The organism is Agromyces intestinalis, from assembly GCF_008365295.1.
Classification (GTDB): Bacteria; Actinomycetota; Actinomycetes; order Actinomycetales; family Microbacteriaceae; genus Agromyces; species Agromyces intestinalis.
This window is the reverse complement of record NZ_CP043505.1, coordinates 2,838,127-2,857,913: the sequence shown is the minus strand read 5'-3', so window position 1 is coordinate 2,857,913 and position 19,787 is coordinate 2,838,127. Positions and strand designations below refer to the sequence as shown.

15 protein-coding genes are annotated in these 19,787 nt (G+C 71.6%); 4 read left to right on the top strand and 11 right to left on the bottom strand.

Annotated elements, in window-relative coordinates:
• Positions 1 to 25: 25 nt before the first annotated feature.
• The 6 genes from FLP10_RS13005 to sucC form a co-directional block, all read right to left on the bottom strand.
• Positions 26 to 1,567: an APC family permease gene (locus tag FLP10_RS13005; protein ID WP_149161253.1), complete on the bottom strand. Its 1,542-nt coding sequence runs from the start codon at positions 1,565 to 1,567 to the stop codon at positions 26 to 28.
• 63 nt (positions 1,568 to 1,630) lie between these two features.
• On the bottom strand, positions 1,631 to 2,977 hold the full coding sequence (locus FLP10_RS13000) for a cell division protein PerM (protein WP_149161252.1): 1,347 nt from the start codon (positions 2,975 to 2,977) through the stop codon (positions 1,631 to 1,633).
• A gap of 12 nt (positions 2,978 to 2,989) precedes the next feature.
• Positions 2,990 to 4,363: a hypothetical protein gene (locus FLP10_RS12995; RefSeq protein ID WP_149161251.1), complete on the bottom strand. Its 1,374-nt coding sequence runs from the start codon at positions 4,361 to 4,363 to the stop codon at positions 2,990 to 2,992.
• A 51-nt stretch (positions 4,364 to 4,414) separates the two neighbouring features.
• Positions 4,415 to 5,002, bottom strand: coding sequence for a hypothetical protein (locus tag FLP10_RS12990; protein ID WP_246150021.1), 588 nt, complete (start codon positions 5,000 to 5,002; stop codon positions 4,415 to 4,417).
• Between the two features lie 120 nt (positions 5,003 to 5,122).
• Entirely contained in the window at positions 5,123 to 6,031 is a 909-nt protein-coding gene (gene sucD, locus FLP10_RS12985; protein ID WP_149161250.1) for a succinate--CoA ligase subunit alpha, read from the bottom strand.
• A 12-nt stretch (positions 6,032 to 6,043) separates the two neighbouring features.
• Positions 6,044 to 7,210 (bottom strand): ADP-forming succinate--CoA ligase subunit beta, encoded by a 1,167-nt coding sequence (gene sucC, locus FLP10_RS12980; RefSeq protein WP_149161249.1) that lies wholly within the window; start codon positions 7,208 to 7,210, stop codon positions 6,044 to 6,046.
• A gap of 219 nt (positions 7,211 to 7,429) precedes the next feature.
• Between sucC and FLP10_RS12975 the strand changes: the two genes are divergently transcribed.
• Together FLP10_RS12975 and FLP10_RS12970 are read left to right on the top strand one after the other, a co-directional pair.
• Entirely contained in the window at positions 7,430 to 8,278 is an 849-nt protein-coding gene (locus FLP10_RS12975; RefSeq protein WP_149161248.1) for a DUF72 domain-containing protein, read from the top strand.
• Between the two features lie 53 nt (positions 8,279 to 8,331).
• A complete protein-coding gene (locus tag FLP10_RS12970; protein ID WP_149161247.1) occupies positions 8,332 to 9,966 on the top strand; it encodes an FAD-dependent oxidoreductase in 1,635 nt (544 codons plus the stop codon).
• Between the two features lie 38 nt (positions 9,967 to 10,004).
• Here the strand turns inward: FLP10_RS12970 and FLP10_RS17490 are convergent, their stop codons facing one another.
• The 4 genes from FLP10_RS17490 to FLP10_RS12955 are packed head-to-tail and all read right to left on the bottom strand — an operon-like array spanning position 10,005 to position 14,338.
• Entirely contained in the window at positions 10,005 to 10,175 is a 171-nt protein-coding gene (locus FLP10_RS17490) for a hypothetical protein (protein ID WP_168209059.1), read from the bottom strand.
• Between the two features lie 25 nt (positions 10,176 to 10,200).
• On the bottom strand, positions 10,201 to 11,295 hold the full coding sequence (locus FLP10_RS12965; RefSeq protein WP_149161246.1) for an FUSC family protein: 1,095 nt from the start codon (positions 11,293 to 11,295) through the stop codon (positions 10,201 to 10,203).
• Positions 11,296 to 11,308: 13 nt separating this feature from the next.
• Positions 11,309 to 11,851, bottom strand: a complete 543-nt coding sequence (locus tag FLP10_RS12960; protein ID WP_149161245.1) for an NUDIX domain-containing protein — start codon at positions 11,849 to 11,851, stop codon at positions 11,309 to 11,311.
• Positions 11,852 to 11,863: 12 nt separating this feature from the next.
• Positions 11,864 to 14,338, bottom strand: coding sequence for an ATP-dependent helicase (locus tag FLP10_RS12955; RefSeq protein ID WP_149161244.1), 2,475 nt, complete (start codon positions 14,336 to 14,338; stop codon positions 11,864 to 11,866).
• Between the two features lie 127 nt (positions 14,339 to 14,465).
• Here FLP10_RS12955 and FLP10_RS12950 point away from each other — a divergent pair, with 127 nt between their 5' ends.
• Together FLP10_RS12950 and FLP10_RS12945 are read left to right on the top strand one after the other, a co-directional pair.
• On the top strand, positions 14,466 to 15,875 hold the full coding sequence (locus FLP10_RS12950; protein ID WP_149161243.1) for an MFS transporter: 1,410 nt from the start codon (positions 14,466 to 14,468) through the stop codon (positions 15,873 to 15,875).
• Complete coding sequence (locus FLP10_RS12945; protein WP_168209197.1) at positions 15,872 to 16,723, top strand: ChbG/HpnK family deacetylase; 852 nt, start codon at positions 15,872 to 15,874, stop codon at positions 16,721 to 16,723. The genes FLP10_RS12950 and FLP10_RS12945 overlap by 4 nt, the downstream gene beginning before the upstream one ends.
• A gap of 7 nt (positions 16,724 to 16,730) precedes the next feature.
• Here FLP10_RS12945 and FLP10_RS12940 read toward each other — a convergent pair whose 3' ends face one another.
• Positions 16,731 to 19,754: a hypothetical protein gene (locus tag FLP10_RS12940; RefSeq protein WP_149161241.1), complete on the bottom strand. Its 3,024-nt coding sequence runs from the start codon at positions 19,752 to 19,754 to the stop codon at positions 16,731 to 16,733.
• Positions 19,755 to 19,787 lie beyond the last annotated feature (33 nt).

Genomic DNA, 19,787 nt, shown 5'->3' with positions numbered 1-19,787 from the left:
CGACGCGTCGAGGTGCTGCGTCCGCTCAGATGCCGCCGTCGATCGAGCGGATCTCGATCTGCTCGTCCTCGGGCACCAGTACCTCGGTGTCGCGGTTCAGCGACTCGCCGCGGAAGAACGGCCGCGACTCGCGGAAGAAGGCCCACACGATCATGAGCACGACGCCGACGGCGAGGGATCCGACGCCGACGACGAACACGCCGCCCACCCCGAGCAGCACGGTGTAGCCGTACTCGGGGTCGAGCATGTCGATCGCCGAGTAGACGAAGGCCGCGGTCAGCAGCAGCGCCCCGACGAGCGGGAACACCAGGCGGTTCCAGAAGTTGCGCCACGACGTGAACAGCGAGTCCTTGAAGAACCACACGCAGGCGAACCCCGTGATCGCGTAGTAGAACGCGATCGCAAGTCCCAGCGAGAGAATCGTGTCCTGCAGGATGTTGTCGCTGATCAGCGACATCCCGATGTAGAAGACGCTCGCGACGACGCCCATCAGCACCGTCGAGAACGACGGCGTCTTGTACTTCGGATGCACCGTCGCGAACCGCTTGGGCAGCGCCTTGTAGACCGCCATCGCGAGTGTGCCGCGGGCCGTCGGCAGGATGGTCGTCTGGGTCGACGAGATCGCCGAGATCATCACCGCGACCACGAGCAGCCATGCCCACGGGCCGAACAGCACGTCCTTCAGGGCGAAGAACACGTCGTCGGCGTTGTCCTCGTTGCCGAGCCCGATCCCCGAGGTGCCGAGTCCGGCGTACGACATCGCGGCCACCGCGACCCCGACGTAGGTGACCAGCAGGATGAGCGTCGTGAGCACCGCGGCACGCCCCGGGATGCGCTTCGGATCCTTCGTCTCCTCGTTGAGGGCCAGGCACGTGTCCCACCCCCAGTAGATGAACAGTGCCAACAGCACCGCCTCGACGAAGCCGTCGAACGATTCGAAGGCGAACGGATCGAACCAGCTCCACTGCGGCGTCGTCGACCCCTCGGGCGCCGTGCCCGAGATGACCGCCCAGCCAGCGAACACCACGAACAGCACGAGTGCGAGGTACTGCAGCCCGAGCAGCACGTTCTGCATCCGCTCGCCGATCTCGAGGCCGCGCCACGAGATGAACGTCATGAGCGCGATGAACACGACCCCCGTCGCGGTGACGACGAACGCGTTCTCGGCCAGGTCGGGCGCGACGAGCAGCCAGAAGTAGATGCCGCCGATCTGGGCGAGGTTCGCGAGCACGACCGTGCCGGCGACGGCGACGCCCCAGCCGCCCATCCAGCCCACCCACGGCCCGAACGCCTTCGTCGCCCACGTGAACGTGGTGCCGCAGTCGGGCACGTCGCGGTTCAGCTCGCGGTAGGCGAAGGCGATGAGCAGCATCGGCACGAACGCGATCACGAACGCGATGGGCGCCTGCTCGCCCACCGTGATCACGACGAATCCCAGCGTCGCGGCCAGTGAGTAGACGGGCGCCGTCGAGGCGAGGCCGATGACGGTCGACCCCCAGAGCCCCAGCGTGCCGGTCGCGAGCCCCTTGCCGTCGGTATGCGGCGGCGTCACGCCTTGCGCAGTCATCGGAAACCCCCCTCGGTCATCCGACACGCGCAGGCTAGCACGCGGCCCGAGCGCCCCCTCGACTCAATTCAGGAGATCCTGCGCGACACGCCGCGATTCGCCGCCGTTCGGGCCCGAATCGGCCGATTCCTCCTGAATAGTGAAGGGGTCGCGGGGCTCGTACGGGTCGTGCTGCATCGCCCGCGCGGTGAACGCGCCCGCGAGGGCGCCGATCAGCACGGTGAGGGTCGCCATGAGTGCCACGAACAGCGGCTCGGGGCCGACGACCGCGAGACGGCCGGGGCCGGCGCCACCCCCCGACCACCACGCGAGCACGCCGAGCACGACGCCGGCGACGACGCCCGCGCCGGCCGCGAGAACCACCGGAGCCCACCACGATCGAGCGATCTCGGCGGTCGCGCGGTTCGCGGCGAACGAGGGCCACACCATCGTCGCGCCCGCGAACCCCGCTACGAGCGGCACGAGCAGCCACAGGATGCCGAACGGTACGCCGTCGGCGGGCACGATCCCGAGCAGCGGCACGCCGGGCAGCGGCCCGAGCAGGGTGCCGTTCGGCGACACCGAGGTCGCGGCGCCGATCGCGAAACCGGGGCCGAGCACCCAGGCCGCCGCCCACACGATGAGATTCGGCAGCAGCGCGAGTTCGCCGACGAACAGGGCGAGCCCGCCGTCGACGCCCGGCCCGAGGGTTTGGGACAATCCGATGATGGTGGCGTAGTCGACCGCGATCAGCACGGCGACGAGCAGGGCCGCGATGCCGAGCATCGCGAACGCGGCTCCGGCGCCGACGCGAACGGCGGCGCGCACCGTGCCCACGACCGCGGCGGGCACGCGGTCGACGACGGCGAGCAGCGGATGGCCGCGGCCGTCGGCGGTCGCGGCATCCGCGCCCTCGTCGACCTGCCGGAGGCCCTCGCCGATCGCGCCGATCGCCACTCCGAGCGCCATCGCGAACGCGGGCAGGATTCCGGCCTGCCAGAGCGAGGTCGTCGCCGACGGATGCTGCGCCAGCACCGAGACCGCGACGCCGATGCCGGCGAACACGACGATCGCCGAGACGGCACCCGTGAGTGCGTGCCCGGCCGCGGCCGAGCGGCGGCCGATGCGCCGGCCGAACAGCACCGTCGCGAACGCGAAGCCGAGCAGCGCGATCGTGATCGGGAACGGGTCGCCCGCGCCGATGACGCCGGTGCGCTCGGCGGTCAGCGGGTCGAGCGTCACGACGAGGTCGACGCCGTGCCCCAGGAGCCACACGTCGCCCGCGGCGCGCGCGAAGGCTGCGGCATCCACCGTGAGGCCGAAGTGCACCGACCAGAGCAGCATGAGCGGCACGATCGCGACGCCGAGCCCGACCAACGCCGCGACCGCGGCCTCGAGGGCGGCCAGCAGGGAGATCGTGAGGCGTGACATTCCACCGCGAGCCTAGCCCGCGGGCGCGACCTCCGCGGGTTGCGGCGCGGGGCGTCGCAGGACTTGCACGAGCAACAGGGCGACGAGCGCGAGCACGACCGTCCACACGACGAGCCCGATCGTGATCGGCCGGGTGAACAGCACGACGGCGGCGGCGACCACTGCGATGAGCACGTACGCGCCCACCCGCCAGCGGTCGAGCCACTCGCCGAACCGCCCGGTGCCGACGCCGTGCCGATCACCGGCGCTCCGCAGGCCGTCGAACGCCGAAGTCGCCGCACCCCGCACGGCCGTCGCGGGCCGGTACGGCCCCGAGAACCAGGCGAACAGCGCCACCAGCAGCCCCAGCAGGAACAGCGCCGCGATCGAGCCGCGCATGAGCTCGACGAGCTGCTCGTACAACGCCTCGGCGGCATCGCTCGGCATGATCGACGGGCTCACCGTGGCGATGAAGAACGATTGCCCGATGCCGATGCCCGCCCCGAGCGTGAGCATCGCGAGCGCGAATCCGCCCGCCGTCCACACGAGCGCGGTCGTGCGGCGCCGGGCGATGAGCACGCCGCCGACCATGAGCGCGATCGACACGAACGGCAGCCAGAACCCGACCGCGACGGCGAGCGTGTACACGGTGCGCACGAGCGCCAGCGAGTCGGCCTGCAGGATCTCGATGCTGCGATCGATCGTGGGAATCGCCGACGCGAAGCCGACGCCCTGGTCGATGAGCCGCTGTTTGGCCGCCTCGACGATCGGCCCGAGCTGCACCGACACGGTGCCGTCGCCCGACAGCTCCAACGCCGCGTCGGGGTCGCCCTGCACGGCCGCCACGAACTGCGTATGCGAGATCCGCAGCGCCTGGTTCCAGACATCCGCGAACGTCTCGGACGCGACCACCTGCCCGACCACCCGCTCGACCAGCGAGTGCAGCCCCGCGGCCGCCGGCCCCTCGAGCAGGCCCAGTGCATCCTGGGCGCGCGGCGGCAGGTCGAGCGAGCGGATGCCGTCGAACACGCTCGCGGTGAGCCCGTCGATGTCGACCTGCTCGTCGATGACGGTGGTGACCTGGTCGACCAGGTAGGCCTGCACGGCCGGGTCGTCGGCGAGCGGACCGAACGTCTGCACGAACCGGTCGGTGTCGACGAGTTCGAGCCGAGCCCAGCCGCCGATGAGCGCCACCGGCGCCAGCACGATGCCGAGCACGACGAGCACGGCCGAGACGGGCGCGCGCCACCTGCCCCGCGTGCGAGCGGATGCCTCGCCGGCACCGCTGCCCGCACCGTCGCCCGCTGCCCCGTCGACGATCACCGCCGTGTCACGCTCGCGCAGTGCCCGGTTCTCGGCCTCGAGCTCGGCAATGCGCGCCTCGAGTTCCGCCGCGGTCTTCGCCATGTCCGCCCCCCTGCGATGACCATAGCGCCCGGCGCACGCGGCGGCGGGAACTCAGTGGATGAACGCCTTGGCGAGGATCATCATGAACCCGAACGACGCCGTCGCGACCGCGCCGATGAGGCAGACGTACCATGCGGCGCCGCGGCGCACGAACGCGATCCAGCCGAGCACGGCGAGCACGAGCACCCCGGACCAGAGCGCCACCCAGAGCGCGGTGTCGTCGTCGACCAGGTCGGTGGCGCCGAGCAGCAGGATGAGCGACGGGATGAGGGCCGAGGCGAGCAATCCGGCCGACCGCCGCAGCGACGTCCGGAACGCCTCGCCGATGCCGACGACCCGCTCGTGGTCGAGACCGAGGTGCGCGAGCGTGCCGGCGTAGACGTGCGCCGCCCAGAACACCACGACGGTCACGATCACCGTGGTGAACACGCTCCAGGACGTCTTGCCCGAGAAGCCGGCGACCACCTCGAGACCGGCGACGAGGATCACACCGTAGACCGCAGCCTCGGTCGCGAAGCTCGCGCGCAGGATCCGGCCCGCCCTCGTGTGCGGATGTGCGCTGCGGGAGTCGGGCCCGGGCGCGGGCACGAACCGGGCGGCCTCGTCGTCGGCCGAGGAATCCTCGATGTCGCGCTCCACGCGCCCAGCGTAGCCGCCCCGCCCCTCCTGGTTCCCGGCCCGCTGCCCCGGGCCGCGGCGCGGAACACGAAGGGCGCGGCATCCGATCGGATGCCGCGCCCTTCCGAGCGGATGCGTCGCTTACGCGCCGAGCGCCTCGTAGACCTCGCGCAGCAGGCGGGCGGTCTCGCTGGGAGTCTTGCCGACCTTGACGCCGGCGGCCTCGAGGGCCTCCTTCTTCGCCTGGGCGGTGCCCGCCGAGCCCGACACGATCGCGCCGGCGTGGCCCATGGTCTTGCCCTCGGGGGCGGTGAAGCCCGCGACGTACCCGACCACCGGCTTGGTGACGTTCGCCTTGATGAAGTCGGCCGCGCGCTCTTCGGCGTCGCCGCCGATCTCGCCGATCATGACGATCGCCTTGGTCTCGGGGTCGGCCTCGAAGGCGGCGAGCGCGTCGATGTGCGTGGTGCCGATGACCGGGTCGCCGCCGATGCCGATGGCAGTCGAGAAGCCGAGATCGCGCAGCTCGTACATCATCTGGTACGTCAGCGTGCCCGACTTCGAGACCAGGCCGATCGGGCCCTTGCCGGTGATGTTCGCCGGGGTGATGCCGACGAGCGCCTCACCGGGGCTGATGATGCCGGGGCAGTTCGGCCCGATGATGCGGGTCTTGTTGCCCTGTTCCTTGGCGTAGGCCCACGCCTCGGCGGTGTCCTGCACGGGCACGCCCTCGGTGATCACGACGAGCAGCGGGATCTCGGCGTCGATGGCCTCGACCATCGCGTCCTTCGTGAAGGCCGGCGGCACGAACGCGATCGACACGTCGGCGCCGGTCTGCTCGATGGCCTCGGCGACGCTCGCGAAGACGGGCAGCTCGATGTCGTTGCCGGCCTGGTCCTTGTGCAGCACGGTGGTACCGGCCTTGCGGGCGTTGACGCCGCCCACGACCTGGGTGCCCGCGGCGAGCATGCGCGCGGTGTGCTTCGAGCCCTCGCCGCCGGTGATGCCCTGGACGATGACCTTGTTGTCCTTGTTGAGGAAGATCGTCATTGCTCTGCGTCCTTACTGCGCGTTCGCCAGTTCGGCGGCCTTGTCGGCGCCCTGGTCCATGTTGTCGGCGAGGGTGACGAGCGGGTGCGCCGCCTCCTCGAGGATGCGTCGGCCCTCGACCACGTTGTTGCCGTCGAGGCGCACGACGAGCGGCTTGTTCGCCTCGCTGCCGAGCTCGGCGAGGGCGCCGACGATGCCCTTGGCGACCTGGTCGCAGGCGGTGATGCCGCCGAACACGTTGACGAACACGCTCTTCACCTGCGGGTCGCCGAGGATGATCGACAGGCCGTTGGCCATGACCTCGGCCGACGCGCCGCCGCCGATGTCGAGGAAGTTCGCGGGCTTCACGCCGCCGTGGTTCTCGCCGGCGTAGGCGACGACGTCGAGGGTCGACATGACCAGGCCCGCGCCGTTGCCGATGATGCCGACCTCGCCGTCGAGCTTGACGTAGTTGAGGTCGAGCTCCTTGGCCTTCTGCTCGAGCGGGTCGGCGGCGGCCTTGTCTTCGAGCAGCGCGTGGCCGGCGTGGCGGAACTCGGCGTTCTCGTCGAGCGAGACCTTGCCGTCGAGGGCGATGACGTTGCCGTCTTCATCGAGGATGAGCGGGTTGACCTCGACGAGCGTCGCGTCCTCCGACTGGTAGACGTCGTAGAGCTTGACGAAGACGTCGGCGACCTTGTCGACCAGGTCGGCCGGGAAGTTCGCGGCCTCGGCGATCTCGCGGGCCTTGGTCGGGGTGATGCCGGTGCCCGGGTCGACCTCGACGCGGGCGAGCGCCTCGGGCTTCTCGACGGCGAGCTGCTCGATCTCCATGCCGCCCTCGACGCTGGTCAGCGAGAGGTAGGAGCGGTTGGCGCGGTCGAGGAGCACCGAGAAGTAGAACTCCTGCGCGATCTTCGCGCCGGCCGCGACCATGACGCGCTTGACGACGTGGCCCTTGATGTCGAGCCCGAGGATCGCCTTCGCCGCCTCCTCGGCCTCGTCGGCGTTCTTGGCGACCTTGACGCCGCCCGCCTTGCCGCGACCGCCCGTCTTCACCTGGGCCTTGACCACGACGACACCGCCGAGCTGCTCGGCAGCCGCACGCACCTCTTCAGGCGTGTCGGCGACGATGCCGGGGAGCACCGGCACCCCGTACTTCTCGAAGAGGTCTCTGGCCTGGTACTCGTAAAGATCCACGCTCTGCTTCCAATCGGTCCGCGCGGGTCGCGCGCAGGGATGGTGGGTGAGATGCCCGGCCTGAAATTCTCTCGATGTCGAGATATCCGCGCGGGCCGTCGTCCATGCTACTCCCCCAGCCGTCCGCCTCAGAATCGGGCGCTGATCGGCGCGAGTCCGGGCATCGGTCGCCGCCCGCAACCCCTTCCGCGCGCGGGTCGCGACCGCGACACTGGCCACATGACGGATGCTGCGGGCCGGGCGCCGCGCGCCCGCGTGGGCATCTCGGGGTGGGTGTACCCGAACTGGCGCGGCACGTTCTACCCGGCGGGCCTCCGCCAGCGCGACGAACTCGAGTACGCGGCATCCCGACTGACCTCGATCGAGGTGAACGGCTCGTTCTATTCGCTGCAGAAGCCGGCGAACTGGGCACGCTGGCGCGACGCCGCGCCCGACGACTTCGTCTTCGCGGTCAAGGGCCCGCGATTCGTGACGCACATCAAACGCCTCGACGACGTCGCCGCTCCGCTCGCGAACTTCTTCGCGTCGGGGCTGCTCGCCCTCGGGCCGAAGCTCGGGCCGGTGCTCTGGCAACTGCCGCCGACGCTCGCGTTCGACCCCGACCTGCTCGAGCGGTTCCTCGGGATGCTTCCGCGCACGCGCGGCGCGGCCGCTGCGCTCGCGACCGGCCACGACGAGCGCATGGAGGGGCGGACGTGGTTCGCGGTGCCCGCCACGGATGCCTCGCCGCTGCGCCATGCCGTCGAGGTGCGTCATCCGTCGTTCGAGGAGCGCGCCCACGAGTGGACGGCCCAGCTCGCCCGGCATGGCGTGGCCTCGGTCACCGCCGACACCGCCGGGCGCTACCCGCGGATCGACGCGACGACGGCCGACTTCGCGTACGCGCGGCTGCACGGCGACGAGGAGCTGTACACGTCGGGCTACGACGACGGAGCGATCGACCGCTGGGCGGCGTGGACGCGCGCGCGGCTGGCCGAGGGTCGCGACGCCCACCTCTACTTCGACAACGACGCGAAGGTGCGGGCGCCGTTCGACGCGATGGCGCTCATCGCCCGGCTCGCGCACTGACGGGAATCGAGGGGGGCCTCCCGTTCGGCCGCAGAACGCAGGAGGATAGCGATATGGGTGACCGCACCGTTCAGCCCGACCTCACCGACTCCCAGTGGCAGCGACTGCTCGCCTACGGCGTGCCCTCCGATGCCGCCGAGGGCGAGGTGCTGTTCCGCGCGGGAGACGCGTGGGCCGACCTCATCCTCGTCGAGACCGGCCTGACCGAGGTGGTGCGTGACGCCCTGCCGTGGATGCCCGAGACGCAGATCGCCACGATCGGGCCGCGCGGGTTCCTCGGCGAGGTGGGCCTGCTCAACGGGCAGCGCCCCTTCCTCACCGGCCGGGTCGTCGCCCCGGGCCGCATCCGGCGGATCGACCGTCCGGCGCTTCAGCGACTCATGGCCGAGGACGACGAACTGTGCGACCTGCTGCTGCACACGCTGTGGGCCAGGCGCGAGTTCCTGCGCGCCGGACCCGCCGCGCTCTCGCTGAAGATCGTGGCCTCATCGAGCGCATCCGCGGGCCTCGCGCTGCGTCGCTACGCCGAACGGCTCGACCTCGTCTACACCTGGGTCGAGGCCGACGACCCCGGCAACGCCGAACTGCTCGCAACGCACGGATACCGACGCGACGACATGCCCGTCGCGATCATCCAGGGCGAGCCCCTCTCGAACGCGACGCCCGGCGAAGTCTCCGCGGCCCTCGGGCTCGCCTACACGAACGACGACGAGACGCCCGCCGACCTCGCCGTCGTCGGAGGTGGGCCGGCCGGGCTCGCCGCCGCGATCTACGGCGCGTCCGAAGGGCTGCGCACCGTGCTGCTCGACTCCATCGCACCCGGCGGCCAGTCGGCCGCGACCTCGCGAATCGAGAACTACCTCGGATTCCCGTTCGGCGTCTCGGGTGACACCCTCACCGACCAGGCCTCGCTGCAGGCGTTGAAGTTCGGAGTCAGAGTGTTCGCGCCCTGCGAGGCCGCCGCCCTCGAGTGGGCGGCCGATCCCCTCGCACTCGCGCTCGCCGACGGCACCCGGGTGCACGCCCGCGCCGTCATCGTCACGACGGGCGCGCAGTATCGCCGACTTCCCATCGACCGGTGGGACGAGTTCGAGCAGGGCGGCATCTACCATGCCGCCACCCCGCTCGAGATCCGACAGGTCGCTGGCGACCCGGTCGTCGTGATCGGGGGTGCGAACTCCGCCGGGCAGGCCGCGCTCGCGCTCGCTGCGAATGGATGCTCCGTCCGGTTGGTCGTCCGCGGAGACGGGCTGTCGGCCGCGATGTCGAGCTACCTCGTCGACCGCATCACCGAGGACCCGCGCATCCGCATCCACACCGGCACGCGCGTGACCGGGCTGCACGGCGACTCCTCGCTCGAGCGTGTGACGCTGTCGGGCACGACGAGCGAGGCCGTCGAGTGCCGGGGCCTGTTCTGCTTCATCGGCGCCGAACCCGCGACGGACTGGATCCGTCAGCTCGACCGCGACGACCACGGATTCCTGCGCACCGGGACCGATATCGTGCGACTCGACCCCGCGTGGGGGTCGATGCGTCGCGCACCGCTGCCGTTCGAGACGAGCCTGCCACGGGTGTTCGCGGCGGGGGATGTGCGCCGAGGGTCGATGAAGCGCGTCGCCGCGGCCGTCGGCGAGGGCTCGAGCGCGGTCGCGTCGGTGCATCTCGCCCTCTCCGACCTGCCAGGCTGACGCGGGAGCGCGGGACGCGCGCTGACGGGGAAGCACACCTACGCGAGCACGCGCACGATCACCTCGGGCCCGAGCGCCTGGTCGGCGAACACCAGCCGCACGGCATCGGGATTGCCCGCGCCGGGCCCCCTCGACACGAGGTCGGCCTCGGCCGGGCGATCGAGCCGCAGCCGCTCGCTGCGCAGGTGCTCGAACGCCGGATCGCTCACTGACTCAGCGTAGCGAGACGCACCCTCACCCGCGGGTCGGCCGGATCGCACGCCCGGCGAGCACGGCGAGCATGCCGACCCCGCACCCGAGCGCCGTCTCGACGAGCCGGTCGATGAGCAACGGCCCGACCGCCGTCGGCTGCGCGAGGTGCGCGACGCACAGCGCGAGCGGGGTGATGAACACGAGCGCAGTGCCGTAGTGCCGGCCGACGAACACCTCGGCGCCGAACTGTGCGACGGCGACCACGAGCACCAGCACCCACGCGGCCGGCTCGGGCCACAGCACGAGCGCGGTGACCCCGACGCCGACCGTCGTGCCGAGCACGCGATGCCACGCCCGCGCGAACGAGTGCGCCGCACCGGCTGGCGGAATCACGGCGGACACGCTCACCACCGCCCAGTAGGGGTGCCCGATGCCGAGCAGCAGGGCGGCGGCACCCGCGGCCAGCGCCCCGACGACGTGCTGGCCGATCGCGAGCCACACGCGCGGGTCGGCGAGCGCGGCCCACCGCACCGGCGTCGGCGCGCGCAGCGGTTTGAACCGCCCCGGCCCGAGCAGGCGCCGCAGCAGCCACCCCGACAGGCTCACCGCCCACGCGAACAGCGCCGACCCGGCGGCGATGCCGACCCGGGTCCAGGCTTCGTCGGCGGGTGCCGGCACGCTCGCGCAGACGAGCAGGGCGAAGACGAAGAAGAGCGGGGTCGGCGGCCCGAGGCGTGCGACGTTGACGGTGAGCAGGCCCCCGACGAGCACGCCGACGAGTGCGACCGCGACGCCCGCGGTGCCGGCACCGGAGACCGAGAGCCAGAGGCCGGCGCCGACGCTCGCGACGAGCCCGACGGCCGCGACGGTGAGCGTGCGCACCCGGCCGCGGTACGCCTCGCCGCGGCCGAAGATCGCGGTCATCCCGCCGAAGGCGGCGTATGGCGCCCACTCCACGCGCCCGACCGCGAGGAGGATCGCGAGCGGCACCGCGGCCGCGACGGCGGCACGCGCGGCCACCTCGATGTCGAGCGCCCGGATGTCGCGCCACCAGCCGCGGCGCGCGCCCGGAGCATCCGTGGGCCGACCCTCACCGCCGGGCGTCCCGCCCGCCGGTTCGGCCAGCCCGCCGCTCATGCCGGTCGGCCGCTCACGCCAGTCGGCCGAGCGCGATCGCCGCGTACATGAGCGCGGCGACCGTCTCGCCGTCGGTGATCTCACCGGCCCGGAGCATCCGCACCACCTCGGCCCACGGCACCGCCCGCACGTCGCTGATGCCCTCCTCGCCTTGGTGGTGCGCCGCGTCGGCGGCGGGCCGCAGCCCGGTGGCGAGGAACACGGTCTCGGGTGCGCGGGCGATGCCGTTCAGCGCGTGCATGCGGCCGATCTCACGCCAGTCGGATGCCTCGTACCCGGTCTCCTCGAGGAGTTCGCGCCGCGCGGCGAGGAGCGCGTCCTCGCCGTCGGTACCGCCCGCGGGCACCTCGACGGTCTCGCCGACCGTGTGGCGGTCGATGGTGACGAGCAGCACCTCGTCGGCGTCGGTCACCGCGACCACGAACACCGCCGGGTTCGCCATCTCGACGACGCCGTAGACACCGGCGGCGCCGTCGGGCTTCACCACCTCGTCTTCGACGACGCGGATCCATCGGTTCTCGTAGACGGTGCGACTCGCACGCACGGGCCAGTTCATCGAGACTCGGGCCTACAGCTTCTCGATGGGGGCGATCTTGATGAGCAGCTTCTTCGCGCCGACCCGGTCGAACGCGACGTGCGCGATGCGCTTGGAACCCTCGCCGGTGACCTGGTTCACGGTGCCCTCGCCGAAGTCGGCGTGCCGGATGCGGTCGCCCGAGTCGAGGGTGAGGTCGCCGTTGTCGCGCACGTTCGCGGTGACCTTGTTCGCCCACTCGGTCTTCGTCGCGGCCGACCGCGTGACGCTGAACCGTTCGAGGTCGCGGTCGCGCGTGCCCCACGCACCGCCCGGCCCGCTGCCGGGACGGCGGGCGTTCAGGGCGCGCGGCTGGGTGCCGCCGCGGCTCGTCGCCATCCCCGGCGACTGCTTCCAGTCGACGAGGTGCTCGGGGATCTCTTGGAGGTAGCGACTCGGCATCGCGACGGCGACCTCGCCGAACTGCGCGCGGCTCATCGCGAGGCTGAGGTAGAGGCGCTTGCGTGCCCGCGTGATGCCGACGTAGAAGAGTCGACGTTCTTCGGCGGGGCCGCCCGGCTCGGTCGCCGACATCTGGTGCGGCAGCAGCCCTTCTTCGAGCCCGGTGAGGAACACCGCGTGGTACTCGAGGCCCTTCGCGGTGTGCAGGGTCATGAGCGACACGGTTCCGGATGCGTCGTCGAGTTCGTCGGCGGCCGCCACGAGCGACACCTGGGTGAGGAAGTCGACCAGCGTCGCACCCGGGTTCTCGCGGTCGAAGTCGCGGGTCTGCGCCACGAGCTCCTCCACGTTCTCGGCGCGGGTCTCGTCTTGCGGGTCGCGGCTGTTGCGCAGCGCTGCGATCAGCCCGGATGCCTCGAGCAAGTACACGAGCACGTCGCTGACCTTGGCGGCGCCCTCGTTGGTGCCCTCGTCGAGCCCGCGCTGCGACGGCACCAGCATCGCCGCCGCCTGGTCGAGCACGTCGGCGAGCCCGCCGATCGCCCCACGGACCTTCGGCCCGAGCCCGAGCTCGGCCGCCGAGCGCATCGCCTGGCGGAACGAGATCTCGTTCTGCTCGGCGAACTGCGCGATCGCGGTCTCGGTAGCCGGCCCGATACCGCGCTTGGGGGTGTTCAGAATGCGACGCAGCGCGAGCTCGTCGAGCGGATTGGCGACCGCCGCCAGGTACGCCATCGCGTCCTTGATCTCGGCGCGCTCGTAGAACTTGGTGCCGCCGACCACCCGGTACGGCAGCGCCGACCGCACGAAGATCTCTTCCAGCGCACGGGTCTGCGCGTTGGTGCGGTAGAACACCGCGATGTCGCGGTACGCGACGCCGGCGCGGTGCAGCGCCTCGATCTCGTCGGCGATGAACTGCGCCTCGTCGTGGGCGGTGTACCCGGTGTAGCCGACGATCTTCTCGCCGTCGCCGTCGGCCGTCCACAGCTTCTTGTCCTTGCGGTCGAAGTTGTTCTGGATGACCGCGTTCGCCGCCGAGAGGATGTTCTGCGTCGACCGGTAGTTCTGCTCGAGCAGCACGACCTTCGCACCCGGGAAGTCGCGCTCGAACTCGACGATGTTGCGGATGTCGGCGCCGCGGAAGGCGTAGATCGACTGGTCGCTGTCGCCGACGACCGTGAGCGACGCCCCGGGGATCTCACCGTGGTCGTCGGTGAGGCCGCGCACGAGGATGCCGTGCGCGTCGAGCTCATCGACGACCTCGCGCTCGACCGGGCGGGTGAGCTCGCGGATGAGCGCGTACTGGGCGTGGTTGGTGTCTTGGTACTCGTCGACGAGGATGTGCCGGAACCGGCGCTGGTAGAGCGCCGCGACCTTCGGGAACGCCCGGAACAGGTAGACCGTCTCGGCGATCAGGTCGTCGAAGTCGAGCGCGTGCTGATCGCGCAGGCGCCGCGAGTACTGCCGGAAGATCTCGCAGAACACCGCTTCTTGCGGGTCGTTGAGGTTCGCATTGCGCGCATAGGTGTCGGCGTCGCTCAGCTCGTTCTTCAGCTTCGAGATCTTCGCCTGCGCACCGGCGGGCGTGAACCCCATGGTGTCGGCGTCGAGCTCTTTGATGATGCGCTTGAGCATCGTGCGGGTGTCGGCCGAGTCGTAGATCGTGAACGTCGACGACATGCCGAGCGACTCGGCCTCGCGCCGCAGGATGCGCACGCACGCCGAGTGGAACGTCGAGATCCACATGCCCGACGCGCCCTCGCCGAGCAACGCCTGCACGCGCTCGCGCATCTCGGCCGCGGCCTTGTTCGTGAACGTGATCGCGAGGATCTGGCTCGGCCACGCCTCGCGCGTCTCGATGAGGTGCGCGATGCGGTGGGTGAGCACCCGGGTCTTGCCCGAGCCCGCGCCCGCGACGATGAGCAGCGCCGGGCCGCGGTACTCGACGGCTTCGCGCTGCTGCGGGTTGAGCCCGTCGGTCAGATGCGAGCCGGAGGCGCCGGAGGAAGCGGGGGCGTCGGCCTCGCGCCAGCCGGCCGGGTCGTCGGGGTCGAGGATCAGCGTCATGTCCCATCAAGTCTAGGCGCGGCATCCGACACCCGAGCCGTCACCTGCGGGTAGCCTTGCCGCCACGTGCGCGTGCGACCCTTCCTCCGCGCACATCAGACAGCGTCGTCCACCCGAACGAGGAACCATGCCCGATCCCATCGCCCCGTCAGCGTCCCCGTCCGCTCCGCCCGCTGCCCGTGCCACCCCGCCGTGGCGGTACGCGATCGGCATGTTCGGCACCTCGATCCCGATCAACATGATCAAGGGGTCGATGATCCTCTTCTACGTCGACATCCTCGGCCTCGACGTCCGCGTCTACGGCGCGGTGATGGTCGTCTACGCGGTGGTCGATGCGATCGACAACCCGGTGCTCGGGTACCTCTCCGACCGCACCCGCACGCGGTTCGGTCGCCGCCGGCCGTGGCTCGTCGTCGGGGCGCCGTTGCTCGCGGCATCCATGATCGCGTTCTTCTCGGCGCCGACCTCGCTCGACGGGCTCGGACTCGTGATCTGGTTCGCCGTGTTCGCGATCCTCTGCGAGGCGTTCGACTCCATGCTGAACGCGAACTACGGCGCTCTGCTGCCCGAGCTGTTCCCGCAGGAGCGGCGACGCGCGGTCGCCAACTCGCTGCGGCAGGGGTTCCAGTTGGCCGCCCTCGTCATCTCGCTCGCGGTGACGCCGCTGCTGACCACCAAGGTGTTCGGCACCGAGGAGACGACCACCGGATTCACCATCACCGCGATCATCTACGGCGCGATCGCGGTAGCGGTCATCCTCTTCATGGCCTTCAGCGCGAAGGAGAACCCGCGGTACTCGACCACCGAGCGGCCGAGGTTCTTCCGCACGATCGGGGCGATCCTCGCGAACCCGAGGTTCTGGACCATCGGCGTCGCGGGCGCCTGCTACGGGTCGGCCATGGCGCTCGTGCTCGCGGGGCTGCAGCTCTACGTACGGTACTCGCTGGGGCTGCCCGTCTCGGACGCACTCTTCCTCCAGGCCGCGGTGATCCTCGTCTCGGTGCTCGGACTCATCGGCTGGACGCGGGTCGTGCGCCGCAAGGGCGCAGCCTTCACCTGGCGGCTCGCGTTCGTGCTGCTCGCCGCAAGCTTCGTGCCGCTGTTCTTCGCGAACAGCCTGCTCACCGCGATCCTGGCGGGCGCGCTCGTGGGCGTCGGATACTCGGGCATGCTCGCGACGAACGACCTCATCGTCGCGCGCGTGCTCGACGACGACGCGCGCCGCCATGGCGAGCACCGCGAGGGACTGTTCCTCTCGGCGTTCGGGTTCTTCGGCCGGCTCAACGCGATCGTCACCGGCCTCGCCCTCGCCTCGCTCGGCGTGTTCTTCGGGTATTGGTCGGGCGACGACCCCGGCACGGCGCCCGACCTCGCGTTCCGCGTGTTCCTCTGCGTCTACCCGTTCGTGCTCACGGTGATCGGCGCGGTGCTCGCCCGGTTCATCCGGGTGCCCGACGGACTCGACGAACGGCGCGCCGACACGAGCACCGACCTCGCCGAGACCGCGGCCCGCGCCGCCGAGGAGGTCGACGGGTGACGCGTCGCCTCGTGCTCACGGCCGACGACCTCGGCCGGGACGGGCCGACGAGCGCCGCGATCGCCGAGCTCGCCGCCGAGGGGGCGATCACCGCCACGACCGCGATCGTGGTCTCGCCGTTCGCCCGCGGAGCGGTCGACGCGGTGCGCGCCGCGGGCCTCGAACCGCGCCTGCACGCCACCCTGTCGAGCGAGCGCGGCGTGCCCCCGTGGCATCCGCTCACCTCCGGCCGCTCGCTCGGCGACGCCGACGACGCATCCCTGCCCGAGGACGCCCGGCGGGTGGGCGAGCGCGCCGAGCCCGACGAGGTCGCGGCCGAACTCGCCGCGCAGCTCGACCGGCTGCGCGCGCTCGGTGCCCGGCCCGCGGCGATCGACTCGCACGCGGGCACCCTGTACGGCCTCACCGGGCGCTCGTTCCTGCCCGAGGCGCTCGCGCTGTGCGCGCGCGAGGGGCTCGGGTTGCGACTGCCGCGTTCGCTCGCGCCGTACCTCGCCGCAGGCGGCGGGCGCCCCACCGAGGTCTCCGCGGAGGTCGCGCACGCCCACGCCCGCGCCGTCGAAGCGGCGGATGCCTCGGGCGTGCCGATCCCCGACGCAATGATCACCAACCGCCGCGACGCCAGCGACCTCGGCGGCTATCCCGCCCTGTTCGACGAGGCACGCCGGATGCTCGCCGACCTGCCCGAGGGCACGAGCGAGCTGTTCCTGCATCCCGCGCCCGGCGGCGCGGTCGCGGGCGACGCGGGCATCGTGCGCTCGTGGGAGCTTCGGCTGCTGCGCGATCCCGCCTTCCTCGCCGCGATCCACGCCGAGGGGTTCGAGCTCGTAGCGGGCTGGGGATCCTGAGCGATGCTCAGTCCGCGATCGCGCGGGGCCGCCGCCACCGCACCGCGAGCAGCGCGCCGACGAGCGCGACGAGCGCCCCGAAACCGGCCGCGTACCAGGCCGACTCCTCGGGGATCTCGAGGAAGGTCGTGATGCCGAGGATCCGTGACATGCCCCACGGCAGCAGCCCCATCTCGTCGTTCCACAGCGTCAGCGCCTGCTCGAGCCCGACGATCGCGACCACCAGCGACGGCAACGCGAGACCCGCGCCGACCGCGGCCAGCACCGACCCGGTCGCCCGGCGCACCCCGATCTGGGTCGACAGCGCCCACCCTGCCGCGACGAACACCCACACGAACAACGCGAAGGCGATCGCGATGTACGCCACCCGCTGCACGGGGTCGGTCCAGAACGCGTACCAGTAGCCCCCGGGGCCCGTGAACGACAGTGCGACGAGCGTCACGACGCAGCGCAGCACCACCACGCCGCCGACCGCGGCGATGACCGGCCACGGCGAGCGCCGCCAGACGAACAGCCGCACGACGATCGCGAACACCACCCACGCGCCGAGCACCACCGCGAGATGGGTCCACGACAGGAACGAGGTCTGCACCGCTCGAGTCGCGACGAGCAGCGCCACCGGCACGAGGAACAGCAGCCAGAGGTCGAGCGAATCCAGGCCCAGGGTCGCCTCCCGCGCCCGCCACGGGCGGGTCGCCGCGAGCCACGACGCCCGGGCGCCGGCGGCACCGGGCCTGCGGACGAGCCGAGTGCGCACCGATGCGGCGCCGACCACGACCCACACGAGCGCCAGGACCAGCAGCACGCGGGCCGCCCAGGCCATCGCGAGGTCGCGGTCGCCGCGGTCCACGCCGAGCTGCGCGGCAGTGAGGTTCCACGCGGGGTGGTCGACGTCGCCCTCGTACGCCGCGAGGTGCGCCGCGGCAGCGGCGACGTAGTCGTCGCGAGCGGCGCGCCACGCGCCGTGGGCCTCGTCCGACTCGGTGTCGTGCCAGCGCGCCTGCTCGAGGAACATCTCACGGTACGCGCCGAGCAGGCCGAGCGTGTCGACCTCGTAGCCGATCGCCCCGATGAACGCCGAGCGCTCAGCGGGATCACGCCAGCTCGCGGCATCCGTCGCTTCGATCGCCGACCGCATCCGCTCGGCGGCCGCGACCGCCTCGTCGGCCTCGCGGATCGACTCCTCGCGCCGATCCCCCACGATGGTCGCGATCACGTCGAGCGTCGCGGTGTCGCCCGTCAGGATGTCCCACTGGAAGAGCAGCATCTGGGGCGGAGGCTGCAGGCCGAGCGCCGTCGTGTGCTGCTCGGCGAACGCGCTGAGGTAGAGGCCGTGCTCGATCGGCTCGCGCGAGATCGCCATGGCCTCGGCGATCGCCGAGACGGTGGCCGGGTCATCCGAGAACTGCTTCGCCCAGTCGATCGTGACCTGCGAGACATGCGTGCCGGGGTCGCGCGCGAGCGCGAGCGAGAGCCGCGTGTTCAGGTCGGCGAGCTGCCAGAACCCGGCCTTCAGGTGCAGGGTCATGGGGCCGGCGCGCCACGGACCGCCGTCCTGTGTCCAGGTCCAGACGCCCTCGATGTTCGGGTTCGCCGCGAGCAGCTCGCCGAGCGCCCACTGGAACTCTGGCCCGAGGTCGTTCGGGAACGCCCCGAACCCCTCGAACTCGCGCCGGCTCTGGAACTCGACGATACGTCGCTGGTCGCCGATCTTCAGTGTCTCGTTCAGCGGGTGCCAGCTGAAGAAGTCGCCCGCCATGTACTTGGTCGACACGATGAGCGCCGGCGACGAGATGCCGTCGAGCACCCGCTGGTACGACGCGGGATCGGTGTGCATGTCGCCGACGTCGCCGATGCCGACGCTCCAGGTGCGGAAGATCACCTCGCGATCGGATGCCTCGGCCTGCGTCGTGAGCGCGGTGAGCATCGCCCGCACGGCGGCGACCGAGCGCACCGCGAGCTCGGATGTGAAGTCCCAGCCGGGCGTCGCGTAGATGTCGCCGCCCTCGCCGATGCGGATCATCACGCCCGACAGCGACGGCTGCTCGGCGTACAGCGCATCGAGCGCGTCGGCGTAGACCTGCCAGAGTTCGGGATCCTCGGTGTCGGCGCCGCCGAACCGGCGGTCGAAGTACGCGTCGAGCTCGGGGCTGAGGGCCAGCATGTCGGTGCGCAGGTAGACCTTCGCACCGAGCTCGGCGGCGCGATCCCAGAACGGCCCGAACGCCTCGCGCAGCGCCGCCGCTCGGGCGGGATGCGGGTCGCCGTCGGCGTAGACCGGTCCGTCTTCGGCGTCGGCGAAGTCGACGTACTCGATGAATCCCGGCCACGCGACCGCGTTCGCGCCCTCGGCGACCGACCGGCGCAGGAACGCGTCCCAGTCGTCGTACGCCTCGGCGAGCGCGGCCTCGTCGACATACGGCGCGTCGGCGAGGTACACGTCGCGGAACGCATCGGACACGTGCGAGTAGTCGTCGCCCCGCTCCCATTCGGTGGGGTCGGCCTCGACGCCGACGGCGCCGAGATCGACGAGGCGCACGGGCAGTGCGGATGCGTCGTGCTCGCCGAGCTCGGCGGCCACTGAGCGCCCCGCCCGCACGTGCGCGGCGAGGTCGTAGATCGCCCGTGTCGCGCCGGACTCGGTCGCGGCGATCACCCGGAGGCTCGAGGCGTCGCCCTCGAGGCGGTAGGCGTCGTCGGCGTCGGTTCCCGTCGGGGTCGCGGTGGCCTCGACCTCGACGGCGAGCGCGAGCTCGCCCTCGCGGGTCGGCGCGGCGGCGACGGCATCGAGCAGCTCGTCGACCGCGACCCCCACGCGCGCAGTGGTGGGCACATCGAGCGACGCGATCGCGGGCGGCGGAACGGCCGCCTCGACGGGCGACACGTCCGGCTCGGCCGGATGCATCCGATCGGATCCCTCGACGCTGATGCCGAGCGCGTCGCCCACGACGACACCGATGCCGGCGCCGAGGGCCAGCAGCGTCGCCGCGACCACCACAGCGAGGATGCCGCGCCGGGTCGCCTTCGTCATCCGCACATCCTATTCGCGCGGCTGACGCGTCTG